Here is a 24,406-nt window from a genome sequence, read left to right as displayed (position 1 = left end):
GCCATGCCCTTCCCCAACGTTCGCCTCAGCAACCGCCCGCTGCACTTCGTCTACCTCTGCGATTGCTCCGGCTCCATGGCCGCCCAGGGCAAGATGCAGGCCCTGAATCAGGCGATCCGGCAGTCCCTGCCGGGGATGGCGGAGGTGGCCGAGCAAAACCCTGAAGCCCGGGTGCTGGTGCGGGCCGTGCGTTTTGCCGATGGCGCCGCCTGGCATCTGGCCGAGCCCACACCCGTGCAGGAGCTGCAGTGGCGTGATCTCGAGGCCGGTGGCATCACCGCCATGGGGGAAGCGCTGGAGCTGGTGGCCGGCGTGCTGCAGTCCCCGCCGATGGAGGAGCGGGCTCTGCCCCCGGTCTTGGTGCTGATCTCCGATGGCCAACCCACCGACGACTTCGATGCGGGGCTGAGCCAGCTGATGCGTCAGCCCTGGGCCCAGAAGGCCGTGCGCCTGGCGATTGCCATGGGCCATGACGCCGACCTCGAGGTGCTGCAGCAGTTCATTGGTCCTGAGCCCAGCGGTGGCGGCAAGTCGCCGCGGCGACCGCTGCAGGCCAGCAATGCCACGACCCTGGCGCAGTACATCCAATGGGCCTCGACCGCCGTGGTCGGAGCGGCCTCCATGCCCGCCAGCCGGCTGGATGACACGCCGCAGGACGCGGGCAACATTCCCCTGCCGGATCTGCCGCCGACCCTGCTGGACCCCGTCGACGATGTCGGTCCACTGGTGTGGTGAGACCCGCCTGGACTGGCGCACGCCATTGCAGCGTGATCGGTGCCGCCCACCGGCGGCAGGGCAAACCCTGCCAAGACGCCTCCCGGGTCTGCCAAGTCGGCCCTGAGCTGCAACTGCTGCTGGTCTCCGATGGCCACGGCGGCAGCCGCTATCGCCTCAGCGATGTGGGCAGCCAACTGGCCTGCGCTGCGGCAGAGGAGTCGGTCGCGGCGCTGGCCAGGACGCTCTCCCTTCAGGATCAAGACGGCTGGCGCCGGCAGCTCGCGCAGGAGCTGCCCACCGCGATTCAGCAGCGCTGGCTCCGGGCGATCGAGGAGCACTGGAGCAGCCAGCCCGCTTCAGCAGACGAAGTCTTCTCCAGCGCGCTCTACGGCTGCACCCTGGGATTGGTCCTGCTGAGCCCCGACTGGTGGGGCTGCACCGGCATCGGCGATTGGGACCTCGTGGAGATCCACGCCAATGGGGACACCCGTCTGGTGAACCAGGAGCAACTGAACAACGCCACAGGAGAGGCCACCTTGAGCCTCTGCCAAAGCGAAGCCCTGGGTGCCTGGTCATCGCGGGTCCAACTCCAGTCCGCCCTCCCCACAACCGCCCTGGTGCTCTGCACCGATGGGGTGCGCAAGTCCTGCGCCACCGATGGGGACTTCCTGCAGCTCTGCAAGCAGATGCTGGAGATCCAGGGGGAGGCCTTGGTCCAGGGATTGGAGGAAATCACGGCCCAAGGCAGCGGTGACGATGTCTCCGTTGCCATCGCCCAGCGCAGCGAACCAGCCCGGCGCGGGAAGGCGGGGGTCATCACCGCCCTGGGCGCTGCCGCAGCCCTGATCGCGGGGGCCCTCTGGTGGTGGCCCAAGGCCCCTGATCCGCTGGCCCTCGAGATCCAACAGCTCTGCCAGAACCCCGAGCGGATTGAGGCCAGCCTCAAGCAACGGCGCCAGCAATTCCTGGCCTTCAAGAGCAGTCCCGCCCAAGCCCAGGCGCTGCTGGATCACCCCGAGCGAGATCCCCTGGGCGCCCTGATTGCCAGCAGCGCGCCTAGGGCCAAGGCGGAGCCGAAGATCTGCCCAGCCCTAGAACAAGCCCTGCGGGCGCAATGGGAGGCGGCGAGCGAGACTCAAGAGCCATCCCGCGCCCCGGCGCGACCATGAACGACTACCAGCTCGGCGTGAAGCTGCGGCGCCAAATCCTGGCGGACTTTGAGCGGGGAATCAGCAGTGATGTGCGCCGCTACCAGGCGCTGCTCAGCGATTTTTGCGGAGACAACGAACTGCTGCTGCTGCCGGCCCTGAAGCACCTGGTGCAAACCGCCGCCTTCCAGGAGGCCGTGGCCGAGCGGCCGCCCCTACCCAGCGAAACCCAACTCAACCTGCGGCTGCAGCAGGAGCTCGACGCCCTCTTCGCCCCGGCCCTATGCCTGCGAATGGCCGAAGTCCTGCGGGGCCTGCTGGGCCTGGCCCCCGATGGGCAGGCCATCCCCAGCGACCTCCAGGACGAGCCCACCGCCGGGGTGGATACCCCCGTTCACTCCAACAGCGGTGTCGTCGCAGTGCTGAGCTTCATCGCTGGCGTGCTGGTGGTGGGCGTTGTTGGCGCCCTCACCTGGCTGGTGCTGCTTAACCGCTCCATGACACCCTCCACGGCAACGGCGCCGGCCCTGGTAAGCGAGCCCGAACCCACCCAAACCGAACCGGAGCCGGCCACCAGCGAACCCAAGTTGGATCCGGCCCAACTGCAGCTGAACCAGGCCGTCGAGACCGTCCGCCAGCTGTACGACGACATCTCCCTGGGGAACACCGCTGCCGCCAAGCAACTCTTCAGCCCCCAAGCCGCCGATCAGTTCGACCCCGCCTTCTTCAGCCAGTTCCAACGGGTGGCCGTCGACAACCTCCAGGAAGTCAGCCGCGATGGCAGCAAGGTCACCCTGCAGGGGGTCGTGACCTTCGTCTATCCGGATGGCACCAGCCAGGCCGAATCACGTTCCTTCACCGTGGACACCGCCAGCCATCCGGGACTGATCACCGCCAGCAGCTTTGATCAAGTGGTCAGCCCGCGCCGCTGAGCAGGCACAAAAAAGCCCCCGCTCTGCGGGGGCCAAGGAAACGGGGGAACCGCAAATCAGGCGGTACCGCAGAAGGTGACGTCGGGGAACTTGAGCTTGGCCTCTTCCAGGCTCTTGCCCTTGCCTTCCTCTTGCCAGTAGTTGATCACCTCTGTGGCCTTGTTGAGGACTTCAACGCGCTCGTTATCGGTGATCCAGCTCTTGCCTTCCAGCTCGGTCTTCAGGGTTTCCCAGGCGTCCTCACGGGGCCAGAAGAAGTAGGAGGTCAGGGGGCTGGGGCCGCCACCGACGATCTGATCGACGGCCAGGGCCACGTTGTCCGGCAGCCAGAGGATCTTCACCAGGAAGCGGCCCTCATCGGCCTTCGGGGTACGGCCGGAGGGAACGCCGTTCTCGTCGATGGTGGCGGTCGCCAGGGCAGCGCTGGCACCACTCAGCACCGGACGAGCCTCAGTGGTCTCCGTTGCCGGAGCTTCTGTCGAGGCAGTCGTAGCAGCAGTCGCCGCGGCGCTCTCAGCGCTCTCGGTGCTCATGGTGTCCGCGCTCAAGGCTTAATGACAAACAACTAACCTACCAGCCGCTGTTCTCCAGTCTCCTGAGCCCGCGCGCTGTTCTCCTGTTCGACATCGACGGCGTGATCCGCGATGTGGGAGGCAGCTACCGCAAGGCCATCGTGGAGACGGTGCATCACTACAGCGGCCAGCGGCCCAGCCCCGAGAGCATCGATGCCCTGAAGGCCGAGGGGTGCTGGAACAACGACTGGGAGGCCTCCCTGGAGTTGCTGCGCCGGCAGGGTCAGCAAGACCTCCCGGCCTTTGAGGCACTGGTGGAGGTCTTCAACAGCTTCTATTTCGGTGGTGATCCAGAGGGTGACCCCGCGGCTTGGGCGGGCTTCATCCGCAACGAGCCCCTGCTGGTGGATCCCGCGTTCTTTGCGGCGCTCTCGGCTGCAGATGTGGCCTGGGGGTTTGTCAGTGGCGCCGAGCCGCCCTCGGCCCGCTTCGTGCTGGAGACCCGCCTTGGCCTGAGGCAGCCGCCACTCATCGCCATGGGAGAGGCCCCCGACAAACCCGATCCCAGCGGCTTCCTGCGGCTGGCGGGCTCCCTCGCAGCGGCAACCGTGCCGGTGGCCTACCTGGGGGACACCGTGGCTGACGTCACCACCGTGGTGCGGGCACGCCAAGAGCGCCCGGCTCAACGCTTCATCAGCCTGGCGGTGGCCCCGCCGCACCTCCAGAACAGCCCGCGCCGCGGGGCCTATGAGAAGCAGCTGCGGGCCGCCGGTGCTGATGCGGTCATCGCCAACACCAGCGCTGTGTTGGCGGCTCTGGAGCAGGCGATCGCTTAGCGCTCCAAGGCCGCCGGAGCCTTAAGGGCGGCGACGGTGAGGTTCTCGTGGCCGTAGTCGGTCACCGCCACGTCGTCCTCAATCCGAATGCCAATCCCCTTCCAGCGCGCCTCGATCTCAGGCTGCCCCTCAGGGACCGGCAGCCGATCGCTGACGTAGAGACCTGGCTCAACCGTCAGCACCATGCCGGTCTCCAGGGCCACATGGTGCTCACCCAGGCGATAGGCACCGACGTCATGGACGTCCAGGCCCAACCAATGGCCGGTGCGATGCATGTAGAGGTGCCGGTAGGCCCCCTGCTCGATGATCCCGTCCACCTCGCCCCGCAGCAGACCCAGGTCCACCAAGCCCTCCACAAGCACGCGCACGGCGGTGTCATGGACGCCTTCAGCGGTCTGCCCAGGAGCAACGACGGCCACGGCCGCCTCCTGGGCCGCGAGCACAAGGTCATAGAGGGCGCGCTGCTCGGCGCTGAAGCGGCCGTTGATTGGGAAGGTGCGGGTGATGTCTCCGTTGTAGTAGTCGTTCAGAGAACAACCGGCGTCGATCAAGAGCAGATCGCCGTCCTTCAGAAACGCATTGTTCGCCGTGTAGTGCAGCACGCAGGCGTTGTCCCCACCGGCGACGATCGAGCCGTAGGCCGGGCCGCGGGCCCCCTGCTCGAGGAAGTGCTGCTCAATCACCCCCTGAACCTGGCGCTCGTTCAGCCCTGGGCGGGCCACCTGGCGGGCCAGTTCATGGGCCTCGGCGGAGATGCGGGCCGCTTCGCGCATCCGCGCGATTTCTTCGGGGCTCTTGCGCAGCCGCAGGGCATGCAGGAGCGGACAGGGCGCCACCAGGCCCAGGGCCGCCGTACCACTGCGGGGGGCACGGTCGAGCTGACCAGCCCAGGCCTGCAGCACGTGGGGCTCCACCTCGGGGTGCTTGCCCACCCGGAAGGCGATGCCTTCGGCACCGCGCAAATAATCGGCCAACCGTTCCGCCAGCTCATCGCGGGGGTGGGCCAGGTCTGCGCCAAAGCGCTCCACGGCCCCTTCACAGCCCCATCGGAAGCCCATCCAGACCTCCGCACTGGGTTCCTTGGGCTGCACAAAGAGAACAAACCGCTCCCCCTCGGGCCGATGGGGCAGAAACAGCGCAACCGCGTCGGGCTCATCGAAACCCGTCAGGTACCAGAAGTCACTGTTCTGGCGAAAAGGCCACTCGCAGTCGGCGTGATGCGTCACCAGCGGAGCCGCGGGAATCACCGCAGCAGCGCCGCCAAGGGCCTGAAAGAAACGAGCACGGCGCTGGGCAAAGACGTCCGGAGCGAGCGACATGAAAGCGAGCGGTGCTGAGCGCGACGATGGCACAACCGCTTCAATACGTGGCGACCAGGCCCCTGCCCTTGCCTCAGCCCTCCACCGCTGAACGCTGCGCCCTGTTGCTCTCGCAATGGCGGGGAGACCTGCGTCTGAGCGATCGGGAGCGCTCGGTGCTGGAGCCTGAGCTGCGCACCCTGGATCAACAGTTGCTGGCGCTGAAGCAGCGGCGGCTGCGGGTGGCGGTCTTTGGCCGGGTGGGCGTGGGCAAATCCAGCCTGCTGAATGCCCTGCTGGAGAAGCCGGCCTTCGCCACGGACGTGGCCCACGGCTGCACCCGCAAGCAGCAGCGCGAGACCTGGGGGGTCCAGGTGCCCGATCTCAGCCAGATCGAGCTGGTGGACACCCCGGGCATTGATGAGATTGCCGCCCGGGCCCGCCATCGCCTGGCGGCCCGGGTCGCCCTGGGGGCCGACCTGGTCCTGCTGGTGCTCGACAGCGACCTGACCACCCCAGAGGCCGAGGCGATCGAGCAGCTACTGGGCGCCGGCAAACCGCTGCTGCTGGTGCTCAATCGCATCGACAACTGGCCCAGCGGCGAGCGCTCAGCGCTGATCGAGAGCATCCGCTCGCGCCTCCCCCGCCAGGCGCAGCACCTGGAGATCCTGCCGGTGGCCGCCGCCCCGCGGCGGGCGGTGCTGCTGGAGGGGGGCCGCGTGCGCAGCGAACCCCAGCCAGCGCAGATCGCACCACTGCGCAGGGCCCTGCTGGAGCTGCTCCAGGACCAGGGCTCCCTGCTGCTGGGCCTCAATGGACTGCGGGCGGCGGATCGTTTCAGCCAGAGCCTGCATGCCTGGCGACTGAAGCGCGGCAAGGCCGCCGCCCAAGGGCTGATCGGTCGCTATGCGGCGATGAAAGCCACCGGCGTCGCCGCCAATCCGCTGCTGCTGCTGGATCTCGCCGGCGGCTTTGCGATCGACACCGCCCTGGTGCTGCAGCTCTGCAAGCTCTACGACCTGGAGATGAGCAGCAGCGGCGCCCGGGCCCTGTTGACGCGACTCTCGGCACAAAACGCCCTGCTGGGGGGAACCCAACTGGGCATCCAACTGCTGCTGGGGGGACTGCGGCAGGTGCTGCTGCTGGCCGCCCCCCTGAGTGGCGGCTTGAGCTTGGCGCCGGCGGCTCCGGTGGCCATGGCCCAGGCAGCCCTTGCCGTCTACAGCACCCGCCTGACCGGACGCCTGGCGGCGGCGGAGCTACTGCGCAGCGCCCAGCGGGGGCGCTTTCGGCCCGCCTCGCTGCTGCGGCGCCTGGCCGGGCAAGACCCCCAGGTGCGCGACTGGCTGCAGCAGTGGCAGCGCATGGGTGGAGGCCCCATCCCCTCGGGCCAGCTGTTGCCGTGAGCAGCCGCGAACTCGCCCTGTTCGGCACCAGCGCCGATCCCCCGACCGAAGGGCATCAGGCCCTTCTGCTTGGCCTGGCCCAGCGCTACGACCAGGTGGTGGCCTGGGCCAGCGACAACCCCTTCAAGCAACATGGGGCACCGCTGGAGCTCCGCGCCCAGCTCCTGGGGACCTTGATCGAGAGCCTGGGCAACGACCAGGTGCAGCTGGCTCAGGACCTCAGCAGTCCCAAAGCGATCGAGACCCTCGATCGCGCCGCCATCCGCTGGCCGGATCGGCAGCTGGTGTTTGTCGTCGGGGGCGATCTCGCCGCTCAAATCCCCAGTTGGTATCGGGCGGCAGATCTGCTGCAGCGCTGCCGCCTGACGGTCGTGCCGCGCCAGGGTCACCCCATGGCGGCAGGCGCCCTGGAGAGGCTGCGGGATCTGGGGGCCCAAGTGGAGCTGCTGGAGCTACCTGTGCCAGCAAGCGCCAGCTCAGCCATTCGCGGCGGGCAAGAGAACAGCTCGATTCCCGAAGTGCTCTGGCCCGAACTGCTCAAGCACAATCTCTATGGCCTCACCTCCAAGCTCGCCCCCTAATGCGCGTCGCCCTGGCCCAGATCAATCCCCTGGTGGGGGACCTGAGCGGCAACGGGGCTCAACTGCTTGAGGCCTGCCGCCACGCCGCAGAGGGCGGTGCCGACCTGGTGGTCTCATCAGAACTGGCGCTCTGGGGCTACCCCCCGCGGGACCTGCTGCTGCGCCCATCCCTGCGGCACAAACAAGACGCGGTGCTGGACGGGCTAGCCCGTGACCTGCCAACCGGCCAGAGCCTCTTGCTGGGGGTGAGTGAGACGGTCAGCGATGGCCAGCAGCCCGATCTGTTCAACAGCGTGGCCCTGGTGGAGAAGGGCGTCTGGCGGATCGTGGCCCGCAAACGTCTGCTCCCCAGCTACGACGTCTTCGATGAACGGCGTTACTTCCGCCCGGCCGAAGAGCCCTGCCTGCTGGAGCTCGAGCGGAAGGGACGCCGCTGGCGCCTGGGCCTGACCGTCTGCGAGGACCTCTGGGTGGAGGAACAGCTCCACAGCCAACGGCTCCTGGGGGGAGATCCGGTGGGGGACTTGGCGGCGCTGAAGCCTGACCTGCTGATCAATCTCTCGGCCTCCCCCTTCGGCCAGGGCAAACCGCAACTCAGGCGAGAGCTGGCCAAGAGCGCCGCCCAGCGCTTGGGCGCCCCCGTGCTCTACGTCAACCAGGTGGGAGGCAATGACGAGCTGATCTTCGATGGCGGCAGTTTCGCCACCACGGCGAACGGTGAGGTAGCCGCTCAGCTGAGCTTTGGAAAAGCGGATCTGGCCTGCTGGACAGTCGGCGACGCCTCCGCTGCAGCGCCGATCCCCTGCGACGAAGAACTGCTGCTGCGGGCCCTGGTGCTGGGGGTAGGGGACTACGCGCGCAAATGCGGCTTCGGCAAAGCGCTGCTTGGACTGAGCGGTGGCATCGATTCCGCCCTGGTGGCGGTGCTGGCGGCGGCGGCCCTGGGCGCCAAGCAGGTGCAGGCGCTACTGATGCCGTCCCCCTGGAGTTCCGAGGGCTCCATCAACGACTCCCTGGAGCTCGCCAATCGCCTGGGGATCAGTACCGAGACGGTGCCGATCGAGGGCTTGATGGCTGGATTCGATGCCGCCCTGAGCGCACCCTTGGGGGGCACGCCGGCGGGGGTGACGGCGGAAAACCTGCAATCCCGCATCCGGGGCACCCTGCTGATGGCGGTGGCCAATCAACAGGGGCAACTGCTGCTCACCACCGGCAATAAGAGCGAGCTGGCCGTCGGCTACTGCACCCTCTACGGCGACATGAATGGGGGTCTGGCGGTGATCGGTGACCTCTACAAGTCAACGGTCTTTCACCTCTGCGACTGGATTGATTCCGAGGCTGCACAAGCGGTGCGGCAGGAGCTGGGCCTAGCGGCGCAGGGGGAATTAATCGGTTCCGCCATTCGCACCAAGCCGCCCAGTGCCGAGTTGCGTCCCGATCAAAAAGACAGCGATTCCCTGCCGGACTACGCCGTACTGGATCCGCTGCTGAAGGCTCTGCTGGAGGAGCACCAAAGCCCCGAGGAGTTAGCCCAGCAGGGAACCGACCCAGCCCTGGCCGAGCGGGTGATGGGGCTGCTACGCCGGGCGGAGTTCAAGCGACGCCAGGCCCCGCCGGTGCTCAAGCTCAGCCAGCGGGCCTTCGGCAGCGGTTGGCGAATGCCCATCGCAGCTGCGGTGCAGTAGCCAGAGGGGCCTGAGCTCGCCATCTTGGAGGTGATCGAAGGTCTGCCATGGCCGGCTCCATCGCACCGATCGCCAGCATCGGCGTGCCACGGGAAATCAAGCCCGATGAGCAGCGGGTCGCGCTGACGCCCGATGCCGTGCGCGAGCTGGTGAGCCATGGCCTCTCGGTGCGGGTGGAGCACCAGGCCGGCTCCGGCGCCGGCATTGAGGACGCGGCCTATGTCGCCGCTGGGGCGGAACTGGTCAGCCGCGAGGAGGCCTGGGGCGCGCACCTGGTGGTCAAGGTCAAGGAACCCCAGACAGAGGAATTCCCCTTCCTGCGCGCCGATCAGGTGCTCTTCACCTACCTGCACCTCGCCGCCTACCCCGCCGTCGGCGAGGCCCTGATCGAGGCCGGCACCACCGCCATCGCCTACGAGACGGTTCAGCTCTCCGACGGCAGCCTGCCGCTGCTGGCGCCCATGAGCGAGATCGCCGGCCGGCTCGCCGCCCAGGTGGGAGCCCATCTGCTGGAGAAACCCCACGGCGGGCGCGGCGTTCTCATGGGCGGCTGCACCGGGGTGCGGCCGGCCCGAGTAGTGGTCCTGGGGGCCGGCAGTGTCGGCTGGAACGCCGCCCGGGTCGCCGCCGCGATGGATGCGGAGGTGCTGCTGCTGGATCTCTCCCCCGAGCGGCTGCGGCAACTGGAGCCGGCACGCCAAGGGCGGATGGTGAGCCTGGTCAGCAGCGTTGGCCGCCTGGAGCGGTTGATCCCCAGCGCCGACCTGGTCATCGGCGCGGTGCTGCGTCCGGGCGATCGCGCCCCGACCTTGGTGAGCGAAGAGCTGGTGAAGCAGATGCAACCGGGTTCGGTGATCGTCGATGTCGCCATCGACCAGGGGGGCTGCATCGCCACCAGCCGGGAGACGACCCACACCGATCCGGTGGTGACCATCCATGGCGTGCAGCACTACGCCGTCGGCAACATGCCCGGCGCCGTGCCCTACACCTCCACCGAAGCCCTGGTCAGCGTCACCCTGCCCTACATCCTGGCGATCGCCGGTCGGGGCCTGATCGAAGCGGTCACCGACCGGCCCGAACTGGTCTCAGGCCTGAACACCATCGGGGGCTCCGTCTGCCACCCCGGCGTGGCCAAAGCCCTGGGGGTGGGCAATCGTCACCCGATGGCCTGCCTGAACTAGGCCTCGCCGTCCAGGTACAGCCAACGGCCCTCGAGCACCCCACCCTCGCGGCCAAAGCGGGAGCACTCCCGCAGGACGTGCGTCTGCCCCGCCTGGCGGTACTGGGCCTCGAAGCTCACCCGGCCGCTGAGGTCACTCTCGCCTCCGGCCTCCCGGGCGCTGATCCTCAGATGGGTCCAACGCACGCCGCGGTTGCTGGCCTTGAGAGCTTGGCGCCGCTCGGCCATGGACTCAGGGGAGGGGTGGGTCTCGGTCAAGTAGTCGATCAGGTTGCGGCTGAAGGCGCTGTAGCGCGAGCGCATCAACTGCTCAGCCGTGGCCGGCAGGGCCTGGCCGAGGTGGAACGGCTCACAACAGTCGGCGTAGGCCCCGCCGCCGCAGGGGCAGGGGTCCTTGCGCACGCCAAAGCCCGCCATCAGACCAGCCGCCGCAGCGGACGCTGCAGCGCCTCGGGGTTGATCCCCTCCCGCAGCGCCAGCACCAAACCGGCGGCCTCGCTGTAGCTCGACGCCCGGAGCACCTCGATCCCCAAGGACTCGGCCGTCACCGACAGGACGCAGGGGTTCTCGACGGCGATCACCGGAATGCCCCGCTCGGCGCAGGCCAAGACTGCCGCGCCGCCCAGGGCCCCGGCCGGGGCCACCACAGCACCGATCTGCTCAGCGCGAATCGATTCAGCGGGGGCCTGGTCCGATGGCCAGAGGGCTGGTGCGCGGCTCAGACCCACCAGCACGCAGGGCAGGAAGGTGTAACCCAGCTCCTCGCCCGCCGCCCGGGGGTCCAACTGGGGATCGATCTCCAGGGGGCTCAGCGCCGGGGCATGGGCACAGGGCAGATTCAGCTGACGGCTCAGCCAGTGGCTGATCACCGCCTCGGCACCAGCCAGGGCATCGACGCCGCCCCCCTGGCGATAGGCCGTCAGGGCCTCGCTATCAGGGTCATCCGGGAAGCGGGCGATCACGGCGATGGCCGTGGCACCAGCGTCGCGCAGGCGCGCCCCAGCCTCCAGCAAGACATCGGGGCGCGAAAGCTGGCCCCAGCTGGCACCGCTCTCCCCCTGGCTCAGGCTGACACCGATCGGAGCCGCGGTGGTTTCCACCGGCCCCAGGCTCAGCCCGAGGCTGGCCCGGCAACCGTCGGCCACCTGGAGATGCCGCAGCCGGAGCTCCTCCTCGATGCCGGCATCCAGCAGCAGGCCAATGCGCTGAGAGCGAACCGGCTGGAGCGCCAGTTCTGCAGCCGCGAAACGATCGAGGCTCGATCCCTCGACGTAGTGAATGCGGGGGTCACTCCAATAGAGCGAGGCCCCATTCATCACATTCGGATGGGTGATCAGGCAGCCACTGGCGGCCGCCAACAGCCGCGCCGCGGGCACCGCATCACCCGCGTAGCCACCAACCTCACAGCCGATGCCCGTGGGGACCACCATCACGGTGGGCAAGGGATCGCCAGGGCGGGTCATACGAGCAGGGCGGGCTGGTGCACCATCGCTTCCAGGGTTAGCTGGCGCCGGCCATCGGACCGGCAGACCGCCTGGGTGATCGCCCAGCGCAACGGGACCCCGTGCTGACGCAGTTCAGCCTCGATCTGCGGCAGCAGCGGACCGGGCTGGGCCACCAGGGTGAGCGCCAGGGATCGAAAGCCAGAGAGCCCTGGACTCACTTTTGGTATTGACCGAACTGCGCTTCATAGAGCGCGTCTTCTTGGCCGGCGAGCACCTTGAGGTCGCTGCGGGGATAGGCCACACAGAGCAGCGCAAAACCCTGATCCCGCAGCTCAGCCTTGACGCCCATGGCGTCGGGCTGATGCACGGATCCCTCTTTCACCACGGCAGCGCAGGTGGTGCAGACACCGGAGCAGCAGGAGCTAGGGACAGCCACACCGGCGGCTTCCGCAGCAGCGAGAACGGTCTGATCGGCAGCGCAGCTGAAGCTATGGCTGGTGCCATCGAGTTCACAGACAACGGTGTAGGTCTCGCCCATGGAGGGAGCAGCTCAGTCCAGAAGCTCCCCATTGTCCAGGATCACGGCCCGGGCAGGGCGCCCCACTGCTGCGGATGCGGCGCCAGGTATTCCGGTGGGGCCAGCCCAGGCTGCTCATAGAGCGGTGCACTCAAGGCCAGATCAAAGGCCAGGGACACCCGCAGATCGCCCTCGTCCTCATTGGCCGTCACGGCGTGGTCAATCTGAGCAGGGAAGAGCACCAGCAACCCAGCCCGTGGGGCCAGGTCGAAGTGGGGGGCATTCCAGTGCAGGGCCCCCTCGAGGGGACCGCCATGGCCCACGGATAACCCTGGCACCAGCTCATTGCTCTGCCGGGCGGGGTAGAGCCGAAGGCAACCACTGCGGCCGGAGCCATCGCCATTGAGGTAGACGATGGCGCTCAGATGGGCATTGGGATGGTGATGACGGCCCACCGCCTGGCCCGGTTCACTCACCACCGGCCAGGAGCGCTGAATGTGCAGGGCCACCTGGTCGCAGTGGAAGCCCAGTTGCTCCAAGTACTCCCAGGCATGCCGGCGCACCTGATCGCTAATGGCCGAAAAAGCCGGAAGCTGGTGGACGCGCCAGACACCGTTGATGTCGCCGGTCCAGGCGCAACCGGGATGGGGGTTGCCGCTGGCCTCGCCCCGTAGGGCCAGGACATCCTGGAGCAGTAACACCGAATCCATCGGATCCAGGGCCAGATCTGCGGTGCCCAGGGCCAAAGGGAAGAGCGGTTGCAGGGAAAGCGTCATGGCGCGCCGGCGCTTCCCTCATCCTGGAACAAGGCACAAAAAAAGCCCTCCACTTGGGAGGGCTTTGAGCGTCTGAGCAACGTGCTCAGGCCATGGCAGAAGCACCGCCGACCACTTCCAGGATCTCCTGGGTAATGGCGGCCTGGCGGGCCTTGTTGTAGTCCAGGGTCAGGGACTTCGCGAGCGCCTTGGCGTTGTCGCTGGCGTTGTTCATGGCGGTCATCCGGCTGGCGAGCTCGGAAGCGGCCGCCTCCTGCAGGGAACGCAGCAGCTGGTTCTGCAGATACAGAGGCAGCAGTGCATTCAGCAGCTGATCGGGGCTCTGCTCGAACACCAGATCAGAAGGCAGAGAAGGCTGGTCGTTGTTGACCGTGCCCGTTTCAACGCCCAGCTGACCGTCGCGGGTGGTGAGACGGAAAATCTCGTCGTCCGCGCTGGCGATGCCCTGGGGATCCAGGGGCAGCAGGGTCTGGGAAACAGGCTTCGAGCTCACCAGGTTGATGAACTTGGTGAAGATGATCTCGACACGATCGGTGGTGCCGGAGAGGAACTCGGCGAGCACCTCGTCGGCAATCTTGCCGGCCTCAGCAGCGCTGGGGACCTGCTCGAGCCCCATGAAGGTGGCGCGAATCGTGTACTGGCTGGCGCGGTTCTGGAAGTATGTGGCGACCTTGCGGCCGATCAACACCAGATCCACGTCATAGCCCTGAGACTTCAGCTCAGCGTGACGCTGTTCCGTGCGCTTGATGATGTTGGCGTTGTAGCCACCGCACAGACCCCGGTCGCCAGTCACGGCAAGCAGGGTGATGGTGCGGACGTCGCGGTTCTCGAGCAGCGGCGCGTCAGCGGTCTCGAACTGCATCCGGGTCTGGAGATTCTCCAGAACGCGGGCAAGACGATCAGCAAACGGACGGCTGCGCAGAACCTGTTCCTGCGCCCGGCGGACCTTGGCGGCTGCCACGAGGCGCATGGCCTCGGTGATCTTCCGGGTGTTTTTAACGGAACTGATCCTGTCGCGGATCTCCTTCAGGTTGGCCATGGATTGGACTCTCCGGGGTAACCGTCAGGGATCAGGCCGCAGCCAGCATCGAAGACTTCACTTCGTTGATGGCAGCCTTGAGCATGGCCTCAGCGTCTTCGCTGAGCTGCTTCTCGGTCTGGATCTTGTTGATGAACTCGGGCTTGTTGGTCTTCAGGTACTCGCGGAGCTCGCGGCAGAACTGAACGACGGACTCGACGGGAACTTCGTCGATCAGGCCCTTAACGCCGGCGTAAACCACGGCGACCTGCTCAGCCAGGATCAGGGGGCTGAACTGGGGCTGCTTGAGGATCTCGCGGAGACGCTTACCGCGGGCCAGCTGCTGCTGAGTCGCAGCATCCAGGTCGGAGGCGAACTGGGAGAAGGCTGCCAGTTCATCGAACTGAGCCAGCTCAAGCTTGAGGGTACCGGCGATCTTCTTGATGGCCTTGGTCTGGGCAGCACCACCCACACGGCTCACGGAGATACCCACGTTGATGGCGGGGCGGAGACCGGAGTTGAAGAGGTCGGAGCTCAGGAAGACCTGACCGTCGGTGATGGAGATCACGTTGGTCGGGATGTACGCCGAGACGTCACCAGCCTGGGTTTCGATGATCGGCAGGGCGGTCATGGAGCCCTTGCCCATGGCGTCGCTCAGCTTGGCGGCGCGCTCGAGCAGGCGGCTGTGGCAATAGAACACGTCGCCGGGGTAGGCCTCACGACCGGGGGGACGACGGAGCAGCAGGGACATCTGACGGTAGGCCTGGGCCTGCTTGGTCAGGTCGTCATAGATGACCAGGGTGGCCTTGCCCTTGTACATGAAGGACTCAGCGATGGCTGCGCCGGTGTAGGGAGCCAGGTACTGCAGAGCAGCGGACTCGGAGGCGTTCGCAGCCACGATCACGGTGTAATCGAGGGCGCCCTTCTCGCGGAGCACCTCAACAACGTTGGCCACAGAGGCAGCCTTCTGGCCGACAGCGACGTAGACGCAGACGACGTCCTCGCCCTTCTGGTTGATGATCGTGTCGATCGCGATGGCGGTCTTGCCGGTCTGGCGGTCGCCAATGATCAGCTCGCGCTGGCCACGACCGATGGGGATCATAGCGTCGATGGCGGTGATGCCGGTCTGCATGGGCTCATGCACCGACTTGCGCTGGATGATGCCAGGCGCCATCGATTCGATCAGGCGGGTCTCGCTGGTGGGGATATCACCCTTGCCATCGATGGCCTGACCCAGGGGGTTCACCACACGGCCGAGCATGGCGTCGCCGACGGGCACCGAGGCGATCTTGCCGGTGGCCTTGACGGTGCTGCCCTCTTGGATGCCGCGACCCTCACCCATCAACACCGCGCCGACGTTGTCGTCTTCGAGGTTGAGAGCAATGCCTTCGGTGCCGTCTTCGAACTGGATCAGCTCACCGGCCATGACCTGCTCGAGGCCATAGACGCGGGCGATGCCGTCGCCGACCTGCAGCACGGTGCCGACGTTGCTGACGGAAACCGACTTGTCGTAATCAGCGATCTGTTGCTTGAGGATCGCGCTGATCTCGTCGGGGCGGATGGAAACCATGGGAGGCGTTGGGGTTGAGGACGAGGGGTGAGAAAGGGGTTCGGGTGCGGAGCTAGCTCACCTTGGCCAGCGCCAGTCCGAGGCGACGCACCTGACCCGCGAGGCTGGCGTCAATCACCTTGGAGCCGACCTTGACGACGAAACCGCCGATCAAAGTGGGGTCGACACTCAGATTGATCTCCAGCTTGTCGGTACCGGCCACGGCCTGAACCTTCTTGCTGAGCTCAGCCTGTTGCTCCTCAGTGAGAGCAGAGGCAGAGGTGACAGAGGCGAGAGCGATATTGCGCTGCTCGCGGTAGAGCTCGAGGGTGCGATCCAGCACCGCGTCGAGCATGCCGATGCGCTGGCGATCAGCCAGGAGCTTCAGCAAATTGAGGAAAGAGGGCTTGAGTTGCTCAGCGAACAGCTTCTCAAGGGCCGCCTTTTTGGCGTCAACCTCGATCACAGGAGAGCCCATGGCTTCCCGGAAATCAGCCGACTCATTCCAGAGACCTAGAACGGCCTTGGCCTGATCCACCACCTCGTCGGTTTCCTTGCGGCTGTCAGCAACCTGCAGGAACGCTTCGGCGTAGGGGGTCGTAATGGTGTTGAGCAGCGGCATCAGGCGTTCCCCAACGTTTTGATGGACTGATCCACCAACTGCGCCTGGGCTTCAGCATTGAGCTTGCCGGGCAGGGTGGCGAGAGCCTTCTCAATGGCCAAGCGAGCCGCCTCACGGCGGAGCTGGTTGCTGACGCGGGACGCCTCAGCGTCGAGATCAGCGGCAGCACCTTGCTTGAGACGAGCCATCTCATCGATGGTGCGCTTCTCAGAATCAAGGCGGATCGCTTCAGCGCGAGCCTTGCCGTCAACACGAATCTGTTCGGCCTTCTGCTGAGCAGCGGCCAGATCCTGCTGGGCTTGAGAGAGGGCAGCGGTGGCTGAGCTGAGGCGCTCTTCAGCGTCCTTCAGGTCGGCCAGGATGATCGCGCGACGGCGCTCAAGGATGCTGCCCAGGAAGTTGGGCAGAAACTTGTAGAGGCCGAAGAGCACGATCGCCAGGTTGACGATGTTGGTCTCGAACACGTTGAGGTTCAGACCAAAGCCACCGTGGCTGGCGAAGAGGGAAGGAATGGTCATCGGGCGGCCAGCAGACGGTCGACGATCAGGTCACCGAGCTTGTCGGCGTCAGTCTTGAGTTGGCCCAAGGCCGACTCGCGCTGGGCATCGATCTCGCGGCGTGCCTGCTCACGGGAGGCGTTTGCGTCAGCGGTTGCTGCAGCCAGAGCCTCGCGATAAAGCTTGTCGGAATCAGCTTCCGCTTCTTGGATCAGCTTCGAGGCGGACAGACGTGCGTCCTTGAGCTGTTCCTTGAGGTCAGCTTCCAAGCGTTCGGCTTGGGCCAGCTTCTGCTTGGCCTCCGCACGGCTGGTGGTCACGTAACCCTCCCGCTCTTCCACGACCCGTCCAACGGGGCTGAAGAACAGGGAATTGAGGATGAAGGTGAGGAGAACCACCTGAACTGCCATGAGAGGCAGGGTGGCGTCGAGGTCAAAGAGACCTCCCTCCGTTGCACCTAGCAAAAGCCAGCTGGTCATGAGGCAGGGGTGCGGGCGGTTGAAGCGGGCCGCAAAACGGCGGCGGAAGCGAAAGGCTGAGGCAAAGGTTGAGGGGATGGGCGGTTCAGCGAACTGAAGGCCGCCCTTCCCTCGTCACCTCAAGCGCGATCAGCCAGCGAAGGGGTTGGCGAACAGCAGCACCAGAGCGACCACAAGGCCGTAGATGGTGAGAGCTTCCATGAAGGCCAGGGACAGCAGCAGGGTGCCGCGGATCTTGCCTTCAGCTTCGGGCTGACGAGCAATGCCTTCGACAGCGCCGCCTGCAGCGGTGCCCTGACCGATACCAGGGCCAATGGCGCCGAGGCCGACGGCCAGACCAGCAGCGACAACAGACGCGGCGGAGGTGATGGAATCCATGGTGGAACGAAGGATGTAGGGCGCTGGGAGAGCGCGGATTGGGACCGGGACGTTATCCCTGCGCCTGGGACATCTGGACTGAACCGAGATGGGCCCGGATTGAACCGGACCTGCGCGCAAGGAGTTTGCCAGAGCGGGTGACCCCGATCAGGCAGGGGGACTGATGAATATCAGTGGTGCTCTTCGTGCACCGCTTCACCGATGTAGTAGGCGGCGAGGGTGGCGAAGATCAGCGCCTGAATGGCACTGGTGAACAGGCCGAGGAACATCGCAGGCAGGGGCACCACGAGAGGCACGAGGAAGGCCAGCACTGCAACGACGAGTTCGTCGGCAAGGATGTTTCCGAAGAGACGGAAGGAGAGCGAGAGGGGCTTGGTGAAGTCCTCAACGATCTTGAACGGGAGCATGATCGGAGTCGGCTCCACGTAGTACTCGAAGTAGCGGAAGCCCTTCCGGCTCAGGCCTGCATAGAAGTAGGCCAGGGACACCAGCAGCGCCAGGGCAACGGTGGTGTTGATATCAGCGGTCGGAGCACCAAGCTCGCCACTGGGCAGATGAATCAGCTTCCAGGGCACCAGAGCGCCGCCCCAGTTGCTCACAAAGATGAACAGGAAGAGGGTGCCGATGAACGGAAGCCAATCGCGATAGGCCTTCTCGCCGATCTGCTCGCGGGCCATGTCGCGGATGTAGTCCCAGAGGAACTCCAGAAGGTTCTGGACACCACGGGGATCGCGCTCCATCTTGCGCGTGCCCACCACGACAAATGCGAGCAAGGCTCCGATCACAACCCAGGAGCTCAGAAACACCTGGCCGTGAATCTTGAGATTCCCCAGCTGCCAATAGAGGTGTTGACCCACCTCCAGTTCGGCAAAGGGAAGAACGAGTGGCAAGGAACCCATCGGGTCGACGTTCGGGGTCGCAAATGCGACGTTGAAAAGGTTTTTGGCGCTCAGCGATCTGTGAGTGCCTGAAGAATCACCGCGGGCTTGTAGAGCAGGAAACCAAGCAGAGCTGGTAACAACTCGAGCTGGGGCAGGCGAGCTGCAGCCAGAACAAGAACCACAGGGACGAGAAGCTGGAACTTGCCCACCTTCTTGGAACCGTTGCCGAGCTTCGCAACACTTCGGGCGAGAAGCCTGAGGTAGATAGCGCCGGCGAGGCCACCGACCAGCAAGCTGCTGGCGATGTGAAGGTCGTAGATCAGGGCCGTGGCCGGGACCGCAATGGCGGACACCAGCAAGGTGGCGAGGATCAGGCGACGTTGAAGCCTCTCAAAGTCAGCCAGGTCGGGACTATCAGCGGGAACCGATTCGGTTTCAGCGACAGCAGAGGACCCAGAGGACTCTGTTTCCAGAGGGGGAAAAGGAACCGTCTCTTGGCTCGCCGTGTCATCCAGTGCGTCCAGCCCCTCGAGGTGAGAGTCCGGATCTGACTGGGGTGATGAAGCAGCCAACAAAGGCGCCTTTGCTCTGAAAAGGCGCGCGGAATCTATCACGCGCTGACGCCTGGTCCTGAGCGAAGCAGAAGAACACGCTGCAGCTGCAGTTCCCTTGCGACAGAAGCGATCTGAGCCGTTGACCAGTCCAATGGGAGCTGACCCAGCGGAGTATCTGCCGGTGCTTGCTCGAGCGCTTGCAACAGGCTGAAGCCCTCGGCACTCAGGTCCAGAGGTGCCATGTCGGAATCCAACAGGGCGCGACCTGGCCAGCCCCAGAGACATGGGTTTCGGCAGCCCAGGGCCGCCAGTAGATCACTGTCCTCATCCCAGCGCTGCTTCTGAACTGGACCCTTGCTCAAGAAAAACTCGAAGTGGCTGATGTCGGGATCCAGATCCTCCACCAAACGCCACTGCGCTTCGGGTGGAAGAGCCTGAGCCCGCTCCAGCAATTCACCCTTGAGCAGCCGCGCGGGGTCCCAGACCTCCGGATTGGAAAAGCCGGCAAAGTCCAGATCTGCCGACGCCACAAAGGCCATCAGGCGCTCGAGGTTGTAACTGGTCTCCTGCGGGTGGAGATACATGTCCGCGAAGTTCGCGTCGGCGGCGCAGTCGATCGCCCAGCGCTGCTCGTGATGGCGCCTCAACCTGTTGTGCTCAGGAAGCTCCGTGAAGAGCTGACGCCCCAACCGCAGTCCATCCGCTTCGGTCCCCACGCCCATCGCCGTCAGCGCCCGCTGGGTGCGGTGAATCTCCCAGCGGCCACCGTCGGCATAGAGGAAGAGATGCAGCAAGGCGCCGGGCTTCAGCAACGCAGCCAGGGCCTTCAGCCCGGCCTCCGGTTGCCGGAGATGGTGCAAGACCCCGACGGAATTGATGTAGTCGAACGGCCCCTCTCCCGCCAGTTCAAGCAGGCTCCTGTTTTCGATCCGGACCTGGGCTCGGTCCAGGGCACCGGAGCGCCGGCAGCGCTCTCGCGCCACCTCCAAAGTCCCCGGCGAAATATCGACCGCGAGGATCTCTGCCCCCGGGTTGAGATGGGCGAGGTAGTCCGTGCTGACCCCCGTCCCGCAGCCCGCATCCAAAATCCTGAGGGGCTCAGCGCTCGAACGGGCCGCAGGCAAGGCACCGGTGCTGGCCGAGTAGGCAGCGTCAACGCACCAGCGCCAGTTGTATCCGGGCGGTGGGCCGTCTTGGAGAGGATCCCCGGGATAGGGGAAGCGGTCGTAAAAGTCGCTCACCACTGGGGTGGCGGCATCAGCAGGTGCCTGAGTCATGGGCTGGAAGCGGGTCAGAAGGTGGATCCGCTGAGGCCGAGCATTTCATGTCCCGGCCTTGCCGCTCGAGCAAACCCACAACGGGCTGCAAACATTTGTTCATGGCCTGCCAGGAGGCCAGAGGGCCAGCCGTAACGTGCCCAGGCCAGGTTCGCTTTCGTCCATGACTGTGACCGCCAGCAGCGGCAGCAGCAGGGTTGCTCCTCAGCGCTACGACACCCTGCCGCTCTCCAGCGTCCGTCAGGCGGAGCAGCAGGACCGCTTCCCGGATGGGGGCGAGCTCAGCAACCTCACGAACTTCTTCCAGAGCGGCCAGCTCCGGGTTGAGGCGGCCCGTCGCGTCTCGGCCAATGCCGAAGCCATCGTCGCTCGGGCGGCCAACCGGATCTTTGCGGGCGGCACCCCGCTCTCCTATCTCGATGCGCCTCTGAACCCAGTGGCGGCAGGGTCTCAGACCCCACTGGCGGCCGACCAAGCCGCGTTCCAGCGCTCCGTGCAGACCTTCGCTGGCGCCAGCGGCAGCACCAAGCGCGGCAATGCCTTCACCCGCCTCCTGGAGGGAGCGGGCGGCGACGCAGATGTCCGCGTCGTTCTGCCCACGGGCTTCAACCCGATCTCGGTGGCCATCTATGGCACCGAGCGGATGAAAAAGTCCATCCGCGACCTGGCCTGGTTCCTGCGCTACGTCGGTTACGCCGTCGTGGCTGGCGATCCGAGCATCCTGCGGGTCAACACCCGTGGTCTCCGCGATGTCCTGGAGAAGGGTTGCTCCCTGGCCGCCACCAACGTGGCCCTGCAGGAAATGCGTGCCGGTGCCGCCGAACTGCTGAAGGACCTGCCCGAAGCCCGTCAACTCCTGATCGACAGCTTCAACGTCCTGCTCGAAGAGCTGGCCGTGCCAACCCCCTCAGCCCGCCAGCGCCTGGGCAGCCCCGAAAACCAGGGCCTACAGCTGCCTGCGATCTACGCCCTGGCGGCCCAGGGCAAGGCCCAGCGCTTCATCATGAGGCCCGCCATGAGTGGCGGCCAGAAAGCAGAAGTGGTGCGGGCGGCCTACCGCCAGATCTTCGAGCGGGACATTGCCAAGGCCTACAGCCAGGTGCCCTGCCCCGTGGAAGCCACCCAGGTGCGCCAGGGCGACATCTCCATGCGGGAGTTCATCCGCTCCCTGGGCCACAGCAAGGAATACCAACAGCAGTTCTACGGCCGCTTCTCCAATAGCCGTGCCGTTGAGCTGGCCTTCCGCCACTTCCTGGGCCGGGGGATCAGCTCCCGCGAGGAATTCACCCGCTACTTCGACATCGTCAGCGCCCAAGGCCTCAAGGGCCTCGTGGATTCGCTGATTAACACCATGGAGTACGCCCAGGTGTTCGGCGAGGAGACCGTTCCCTACCTGCGGGACATCGGCGAGGAAGCACAGGAAAGCGCCGGCTGGGGATCCAACCGCAAGCTCTTCCGCTTCAGCGCTCCCTTTGAAGGCGCTCCCCAATACGTCACCCTCTACGCCAGCTACCGCCAGCCCTACGCCGATCAGCACCCCTATGGCGGCGGCAACGATCCCCTGGGCCTGAACTACGGCGCGATCTTCCCCTCGGGTACCGCCAATGTCTCGACCCGTCCAGCACCGCTGAGCTACGACACCCGCCGCATCCTGGTGGGCAATGGCATGCGTCAGCCGGGCCAGATGAACAGCCCGCAGTTCCGGGCATCGACCCCCCGCAAGGCAGGGCCGAAGCTGGTGAGGCTTCAGCAGATCGCCACCGGCGGCAACTCCGTTCCCCGTCGCGGCGGTCAACCCAGCATCCGCAACACCGAATCCAGCACGCAGGCTGTGATTCGCGCCGTCTATGTCCAGGTCCTGGGCAACACCGGCTACGCCGGCGAGCACAACACCGTCGAGGAAATCAAGCTCGAGAACGGTGACCTGAGCCTGCGTGAATTCATTCGCCAGGTGGCACGAAGCGAGGCCTTCCGCCGTCGCTATTGGAGTGGCCTCTACATCTGTAAGGCCATCGAGGTCATGCACCGCCGCCTGCTGGGCCGCCCCACCTTTGGCCGCTGGGAAATTGACAGCTACTTCGACGTGGCTGCCCGCAAGGGCTTCTACGGCGTGGTGGACGCCATGCTCAACAGCAGCGAGTACAGCGAGACCTTCGGCGAAGACACCGTTCCCTATGAGCGGTTCATTACCCCGAACGACCTCAACACCCGTCGCGTGCCCTCGCTGAAGCGCGCCTTCAACGCAGCGGCTTACGCCGACATCACCCCACGGATTCGCCCTGAGGTCACCCCCCCAAGCGATTTCCGCGACAGCAGTTCGCTGACCCCCCGCAACCTCAAGGGCCGCACCAGCGTTGTGCGTGGCGGCTGGAGCGCCACCCTGACCGGTGGAGAGCAGCTGGCTCCAGCACCGTCCAAGCGCTCCGGCCCCGATTCCGTCCAGACCAAGCCCTCGCCCGAGCGCAAGTGGAGCGCTCCCCGCTGGCAACCCGGTGGCGGCGCAGCTCCCACCTGGAGCGCGGCAGGGATCACCAGCTTTGCCCCGGCCCCCTCTGCAGCCGCGGCGGTCCCCGCCCGCAGCAGCTTCGGCAGTGGCTGGAATGCCGCTGTGTCGACTGGCGGAGCTGGCGCTAACGCCGAGCAGCCCCGGGCTGCCATGGCCAAGGCCCTGAAGCCTGGAACCCTGCAAGGTTTCGGAAAGCGCAAGAGCCTCGGCACCGCCGTGAAGCTCTCCATGGATCCCAGCAGCGCTGAAGTCACGCAGGTGATCGAGGCGGTCTATCGCCAGCTGCTCGGTCGCCAGCCCCTGGCTTCAGAACAACTGGGGGATGCCGAATCCCAGCTCCGTCAAGGTCGCCTGTGCGTCGCCGAGTTTGTCGCTCGGGTTGCAGGCTGTGACCTGTTCGTCAGCCGACTGAACCGGATGGCACCGTTCAAGGCCGCCGCCGCCGCCCATATCGCCCTGTTGGGTCGGGCAGCGCAGGCCGATGAAACGAGCGCCTTCCTCAACACCCGTTGTGTTGAGGGCATGCGCACCGCCATCGACGGCGTTCTGAACAATCCTGCCTACGCCGAGAACTTCGGTCGCGACACCGTTCCCTACCTCAAGGGCATGGGCACCAGCAACGGGATCCCCCTGAGCACGGTCAACCGCACGGCCGCCCTCTATGGCGGCAATGCCGCACTCAATCCAGTGGGGCGCTGAGAAGTCCAGCCTCAGATCCAGACCCTGTCCACCTCGCCGGCTCTAACGAGCCGGCTTTTTAATGGGCATTCTTAACAATGAAGCGAAAAAGATTGAGACAAAGATAAATATTCAGTGGAGCCATGAAGCAAATCTGGCTGTTAGCAACCGCCGCAGCCTGAACGTAGTCTTCGATCAAGAGAAACCCAGTGCCGGCAAGGGTTTCAAGCAAAAATAATCGCCGTGAAGAACTGTTACCGGGACTCAGGACGGCGCGGGGCGTTGCCACAGAATGATTCGGCGCACAGCTCAGCTGTCGCCCCTTCAGCTCGCGTCGACGCAGGTCACTGCATCGCTCAAGGCTGGAGACTCCCCCTTACCCACCGGATATCGGTCACCGTTCAGGCGACCGCTTGTTTCGAGGCAGAACTGCATGAGCATCGTCTCCAACTCGATCATCAACGCGGACGCCGAAGCCCGCTACCTCAGCCCTGGCGAACTCGACCAGATCAAGGCTTTCGTGAGCGGCGGTCAGCGCCGTCTTCGCGTCGCCCAGGTCCTGAGCGAGAGCCGTGAGCGCATCGTCAAGACCGCTGGCGGCGCCCTCTTCCAGAAGCGTCCCGACGTCATCTCCCCCGGCGGCAACGCCTATGGCGAAGAGATGACCGCCTCCTGCCTGCGGGACATGGACTACTACCTGCGCCTGGTGACCTACGGGATCATCGCCGGCGATGTCACCCCGATCGAGGAGATCGGCATCATCGGCGCCAAGGAGATGTATCGCTCCCTCGGCACTCCCCTCGAAGCCATGGCTGAAGCCGTGCGCGAGATGAAGAACGCCGCCATGGGCCTGCTCACCGGTGCTGATGCCGAAGAGGCTGGCTTCTACTTCGACTACGTCGTCGGCGCCCTCTCCTGAGGTTGCTCTCTCTCT

26 protein-coding genes are annotated in these 24,406 nt (G+C 65.8%); 10 read left to right on the top strand and 16 right to left on the bottom strand.

Annotated elements, in window-relative coordinates:
• Positions 1 to 3 precede the first annotated feature (3 nt).
• Genes ACXIQ9_RS10000 through ACXIQ9_RS09990 form a run of 3 tightly spaced genes read left to right on the top strand, consistent with a single transcriptional unit; the run spans position 4 to position 2,797 of the window.
• Complete coding sequence (locus tag ACXIQ9_RS10000; RefSeq protein WP_459016576.1) at positions 4 to 735, top strand: vWA domain-containing protein; 732 nt, start codon at positions 4 to 6, stop codon at positions 733 to 735.
• Positions 732 to 1,886 (top strand): PP2C family serine/threonine-protein phosphatase, encoded by a 1,155-nt coding sequence (locus ACXIQ9_RS09995; RefSeq protein WP_459016575.1) that lies wholly within the window; start codon positions 732 to 734, stop codon positions 1,884 to 1,886. The genes ACXIQ9_RS10000 and ACXIQ9_RS09995 overlap by 4 nt, the downstream gene beginning before the upstream one ends.
• Complete coding sequence (locus tag ACXIQ9_RS09990; protein ID WP_459016574.1) at positions 1,883 to 2,797, top strand: hypothetical protein; 915 nt, start codon at positions 1,883 to 1,885, stop codon at positions 2,795 to 2,797. The genes ACXIQ9_RS09995 and ACXIQ9_RS09990 overlap by 4 nt, the downstream gene beginning before the upstream one ends.
• A 56-nt stretch (positions 2,798 to 2,853) precedes the next feature.
• On the opposite strand, the gene ACXIQ9_RS09985 is transcribed toward ACXIQ9_RS09990, so the two are convergent.
• Complete coding sequence (locus ACXIQ9_RS09985) at positions 2,854 to 3,330, bottom strand: 30S ribosomal protein PSRP-3 (RefSeq protein WP_247477117.1); 477 nt, start codon at positions 3,328 to 3,330, stop codon at positions 2,854 to 2,856.
• A 101-nt stretch (positions 3,331 to 3,431) separates the two neighbouring features.
• On the opposite strand from ACXIQ9_RS09985, the gene ACXIQ9_RS09980 reads away from it, so the two are divergent.
• Entirely contained in the window at positions 3,432 to 4,145 is a 714-nt protein-coding gene (locus ACXIQ9_RS09980; RefSeq protein ID WP_459016573.1) for a TIGR01548 family HAD-type hydrolase, read from the top strand.
• On the opposite strand, the gene ACXIQ9_RS09975 is transcribed toward ACXIQ9_RS09980, so the two are convergent.
• Positions 4,142 to 5,464: an aminopeptidase P N-terminal domain-containing protein gene (locus ACXIQ9_RS09975; protein ID WP_459016572.1), complete on the bottom strand. Its 1,323-nt coding sequence runs from the start codon at positions 5,462 to 5,464 to the stop codon at positions 4,142 to 4,144. The genes ACXIQ9_RS09980 and ACXIQ9_RS09975 overlap by 4 nt on opposite strands.
• A 26-nt stretch (positions 5,465 to 5,490) precedes the next feature.
• Here ACXIQ9_RS09975 and ACXIQ9_RS09970 point away from each other — a divergent pair, with 26 nt between their 5' ends.
• Genes ACXIQ9_RS09970 through ald form a run of 4 tightly spaced genes read left to right on the top strand, consistent with a single transcriptional unit; the run spans position 5,491 to position 10,296 of the window.
• Positions 5,491 to 6,849 carry a GTP-binding protein gene (locus tag ACXIQ9_RS09970; RefSeq protein WP_247477108.1) on the top strand — a complete coding sequence of 453 codons (1,359 nt, stop codon included), beginning with the start codon at positions 5,491 to 5,493 and terminating at the stop codon, positions 6,847 to 6,849.
• Positions 6,846 to 7,430 (top strand): nicotinate-nucleotide adenylyltransferase, encoded by a 585-nt coding sequence (locus ACXIQ9_RS09965; protein ID WP_459016571.1) that lies wholly within the window; start codon positions 6,846 to 6,848, stop codon positions 7,428 to 7,430. Before ACXIQ9_RS09970 ends, ACXIQ9_RS09965 begins: the two co-directional genes overlap by 4 nt.
• Positions 7,430 to 9,115, top strand: coding sequence for an NAD+ synthase (locus ACXIQ9_RS09960; protein WP_459016570.1), 1,686 nt, complete (start codon positions 7,430 to 7,432; stop codon positions 9,113 to 9,115). Before ACXIQ9_RS09965 ends, ACXIQ9_RS09960 begins: the two co-directional genes overlap by 1 nt.
• A 47-nt stretch (positions 9,116 to 9,162) precedes the next feature.
• A complete protein-coding gene (gene ald / locus ACXIQ9_RS09955; RefSeq protein WP_459016569.1) occupies positions 9,163 to 10,296 on the top strand; it encodes an alanine dehydrogenase in 1,134 nt (377 codons plus the stop codon).
• Here the strand turns inward: ald and ACXIQ9_RS09950 are convergent.
• The 14 genes from ACXIQ9_RS09950 to ACXIQ9_RS09885 form a co-directional block, all read right to left on the bottom strand.
• Positions 10,293 to 10,712 carry a YchJ family protein gene (locus ACXIQ9_RS09950; protein WP_459016568.1) on the bottom strand — a complete coding sequence of 140 codons (420 nt, stop codon included), beginning with the start codon at positions 10,710 to 10,712 and terminating at the stop codon, positions 10,293 to 10,295. The genes ald and ACXIQ9_RS09950 overlap by 4 nt on opposite strands.
• The gene (locus ACXIQ9_RS09945) at positions 10,712 to 11,758 is read right to left on the bottom strand and encodes a DUF3326 domain-containing protein (protein ID WP_459016567.1); all 1,047 of its coding nucleotides are present in this window, start codon (positions 11,756 to 11,758) and stop codon (positions 10,712 to 10,714) included. Before ACXIQ9_RS09945 ends, ACXIQ9_RS09950 begins: the two co-directional genes overlap by 1 nt.
• Complete coding sequence (locus ACXIQ9_RS09940; RefSeq protein ID WP_296416464.1) at positions 11,755 to 11,958, bottom strand: OTU domain-containing protein; 204 nt, start codon at positions 11,956 to 11,958, stop codon at positions 11,755 to 11,757. The genes ACXIQ9_RS09945 and ACXIQ9_RS09940 overlap by 4 nt, the downstream gene beginning before the upstream one ends.
• Positions 11,955 to 12,278 carry a 2Fe-2S iron-sulfur cluster-binding protein gene (locus ACXIQ9_RS09935; protein WP_247477091.1) on the bottom strand — a complete coding sequence of 108 codons (324 nt, stop codon included), beginning with the start codon at positions 12,276 to 12,278 and terminating at the stop codon, positions 11,955 to 11,957. The genes ACXIQ9_RS09940 and ACXIQ9_RS09935 overlap by 4 nt, the downstream gene beginning before the upstream one ends.
• A 41-nt stretch (positions 12,279 to 12,319) precedes the next feature.
• Positions 12,320 to 13,033, bottom strand: a complete 714-nt coding sequence (locus tag ACXIQ9_RS09930) for a putative 2OG-Fe(II) oxygenase (RefSeq protein ID WP_459016566.1) — start codon at positions 13,031 to 13,033, stop codon at positions 12,320 to 12,322.
• Positions 13,034 to 13,118: 85 nt separating this feature from the next.
• Complete coding sequence (locus tag ACXIQ9_RS09925; RefSeq protein WP_010315324.1) at positions 13,119 to 14,072, bottom strand: F0F1 ATP synthase subunit gamma; 954 nt, start codon at positions 14,070 to 14,072, stop codon at positions 13,119 to 13,121.
• A gap of 31 nt (positions 14,073 to 14,103) precedes the next feature.
• Entirely contained in the window at positions 14,104 to 15,621 is a 1,518-nt protein-coding gene (gene atpA, locus ACXIQ9_RS09920; protein WP_010315323.1) for a F0F1 ATP synthase subunit alpha, read from the bottom strand.
• Positions 15,622 to 15,673: 52 nt separating this feature from the next.
• A complete protein-coding gene (atpH, locus tag ACXIQ9_RS09915) occupies positions 15,674 to 16,222 on the bottom strand; it encodes an ATP synthase F1 subunit delta (protein WP_010315322.1) in 549 nt (182 codons plus the stop codon).
• Positions 16,222 to 16,740 carry a F0F1 ATP synthase subunit B gene (locus ACXIQ9_RS09910; protein ID WP_247477087.1) on the bottom strand — a complete coding sequence of 173 codons (519 nt, stop codon included), beginning with the start codon at positions 16,738 to 16,740 and terminating at the stop codon, positions 16,222 to 16,224. Before ACXIQ9_RS09910 ends, atpH begins: the two co-directional genes overlap by 1 nt.
• Entirely contained in the window at positions 16,737 to 17,198 is a 462-nt protein-coding gene (locus ACXIQ9_RS09905; RefSeq protein WP_010315320.1) for a F0F1 ATP synthase subunit B', read from the bottom strand. The genes ACXIQ9_RS09910 and ACXIQ9_RS09905 overlap by 4 nt, the downstream gene beginning before the upstream one ends.
• A gap of 129 nt (positions 17,199 to 17,327) precedes the next feature.
• Positions 17,328 to 17,576 carry an ATP synthase F0 subunit C gene (gene atpE, locus ACXIQ9_RS09900; RefSeq protein ID WP_010315318.1) on the bottom strand — a complete coding sequence of 83 codons (249 nt, stop codon included), beginning with the start codon at positions 17,574 to 17,576 and terminating at the stop codon, positions 17,328 to 17,330.
• Between the two features lie 170 nt (positions 17,577 to 17,746).
• On the bottom strand, positions 17,747 to 18,475 hold the full coding sequence (atpB, locus tag ACXIQ9_RS09895) for a F0F1 ATP synthase subunit A (protein ID WP_010315316.1): 729 nt from the start codon (positions 18,473 to 18,475) through the stop codon (positions 17,747 to 17,749).
• A gap of 50 nt (positions 18,476 to 18,525) precedes the next feature.
• The gene (locus ACXIQ9_RS09890) at positions 18,526 to 19,029 is read right to left on the bottom strand and encodes an ATP synthase (protein ID WP_459016565.1); all 504 of its coding nucleotides are present in this window, start codon (positions 19,027 to 19,029) and stop codon (positions 18,526 to 18,528) included.
• Between the two features lie 38 nt (positions 19,030 to 19,067).
• Complete coding sequence (locus tag ACXIQ9_RS09885; RefSeq protein WP_459016564.1) at positions 19,068 to 20,288, bottom strand: class I SAM-dependent methyltransferase; 1,221 nt, start codon at positions 20,286 to 20,288, stop codon at positions 19,068 to 19,070.
• A 163-nt stretch (positions 20,289 to 20,451) separates the two neighbouring features.
• On the opposite strand from ACXIQ9_RS09885, the gene ACXIQ9_RS09880 reads away from it, so the two are divergent.
• Positions 20,452 to 23,493 carry a phycobilisome rod-core linker polypeptide gene (locus tag ACXIQ9_RS09880; protein ID WP_424163634.1) on the top strand — a complete coding sequence of 1,014 codons (3,042 nt, stop codon included), beginning with the start codon at positions 20,452 to 20,454 and terminating at the stop codon, positions 23,491 to 23,493.
• 412 nt (positions 23,494 to 23,905) lie between these two features.
• Positions 23,906 to 24,391 (top strand): globin family protein, encoded by a 486-nt coding sequence (locus ACXIQ9_RS09875; RefSeq protein ID WP_247477079.1) that lies wholly within the window; start codon positions 23,906 to 23,908, stop codon positions 24,389 to 24,391.
• The last annotated feature ends 15 nt before the right edge of the window (positions 24,392 to 24,406 follow it).

This window comes from Synechococcus sp. LTW-G (assembly GCF_054459035.1).
The sequence above is the reverse complement of the archived record's forward strand: the minus strand, read 5'-3'. Positions and strand labels throughout refer to the sequence as shown.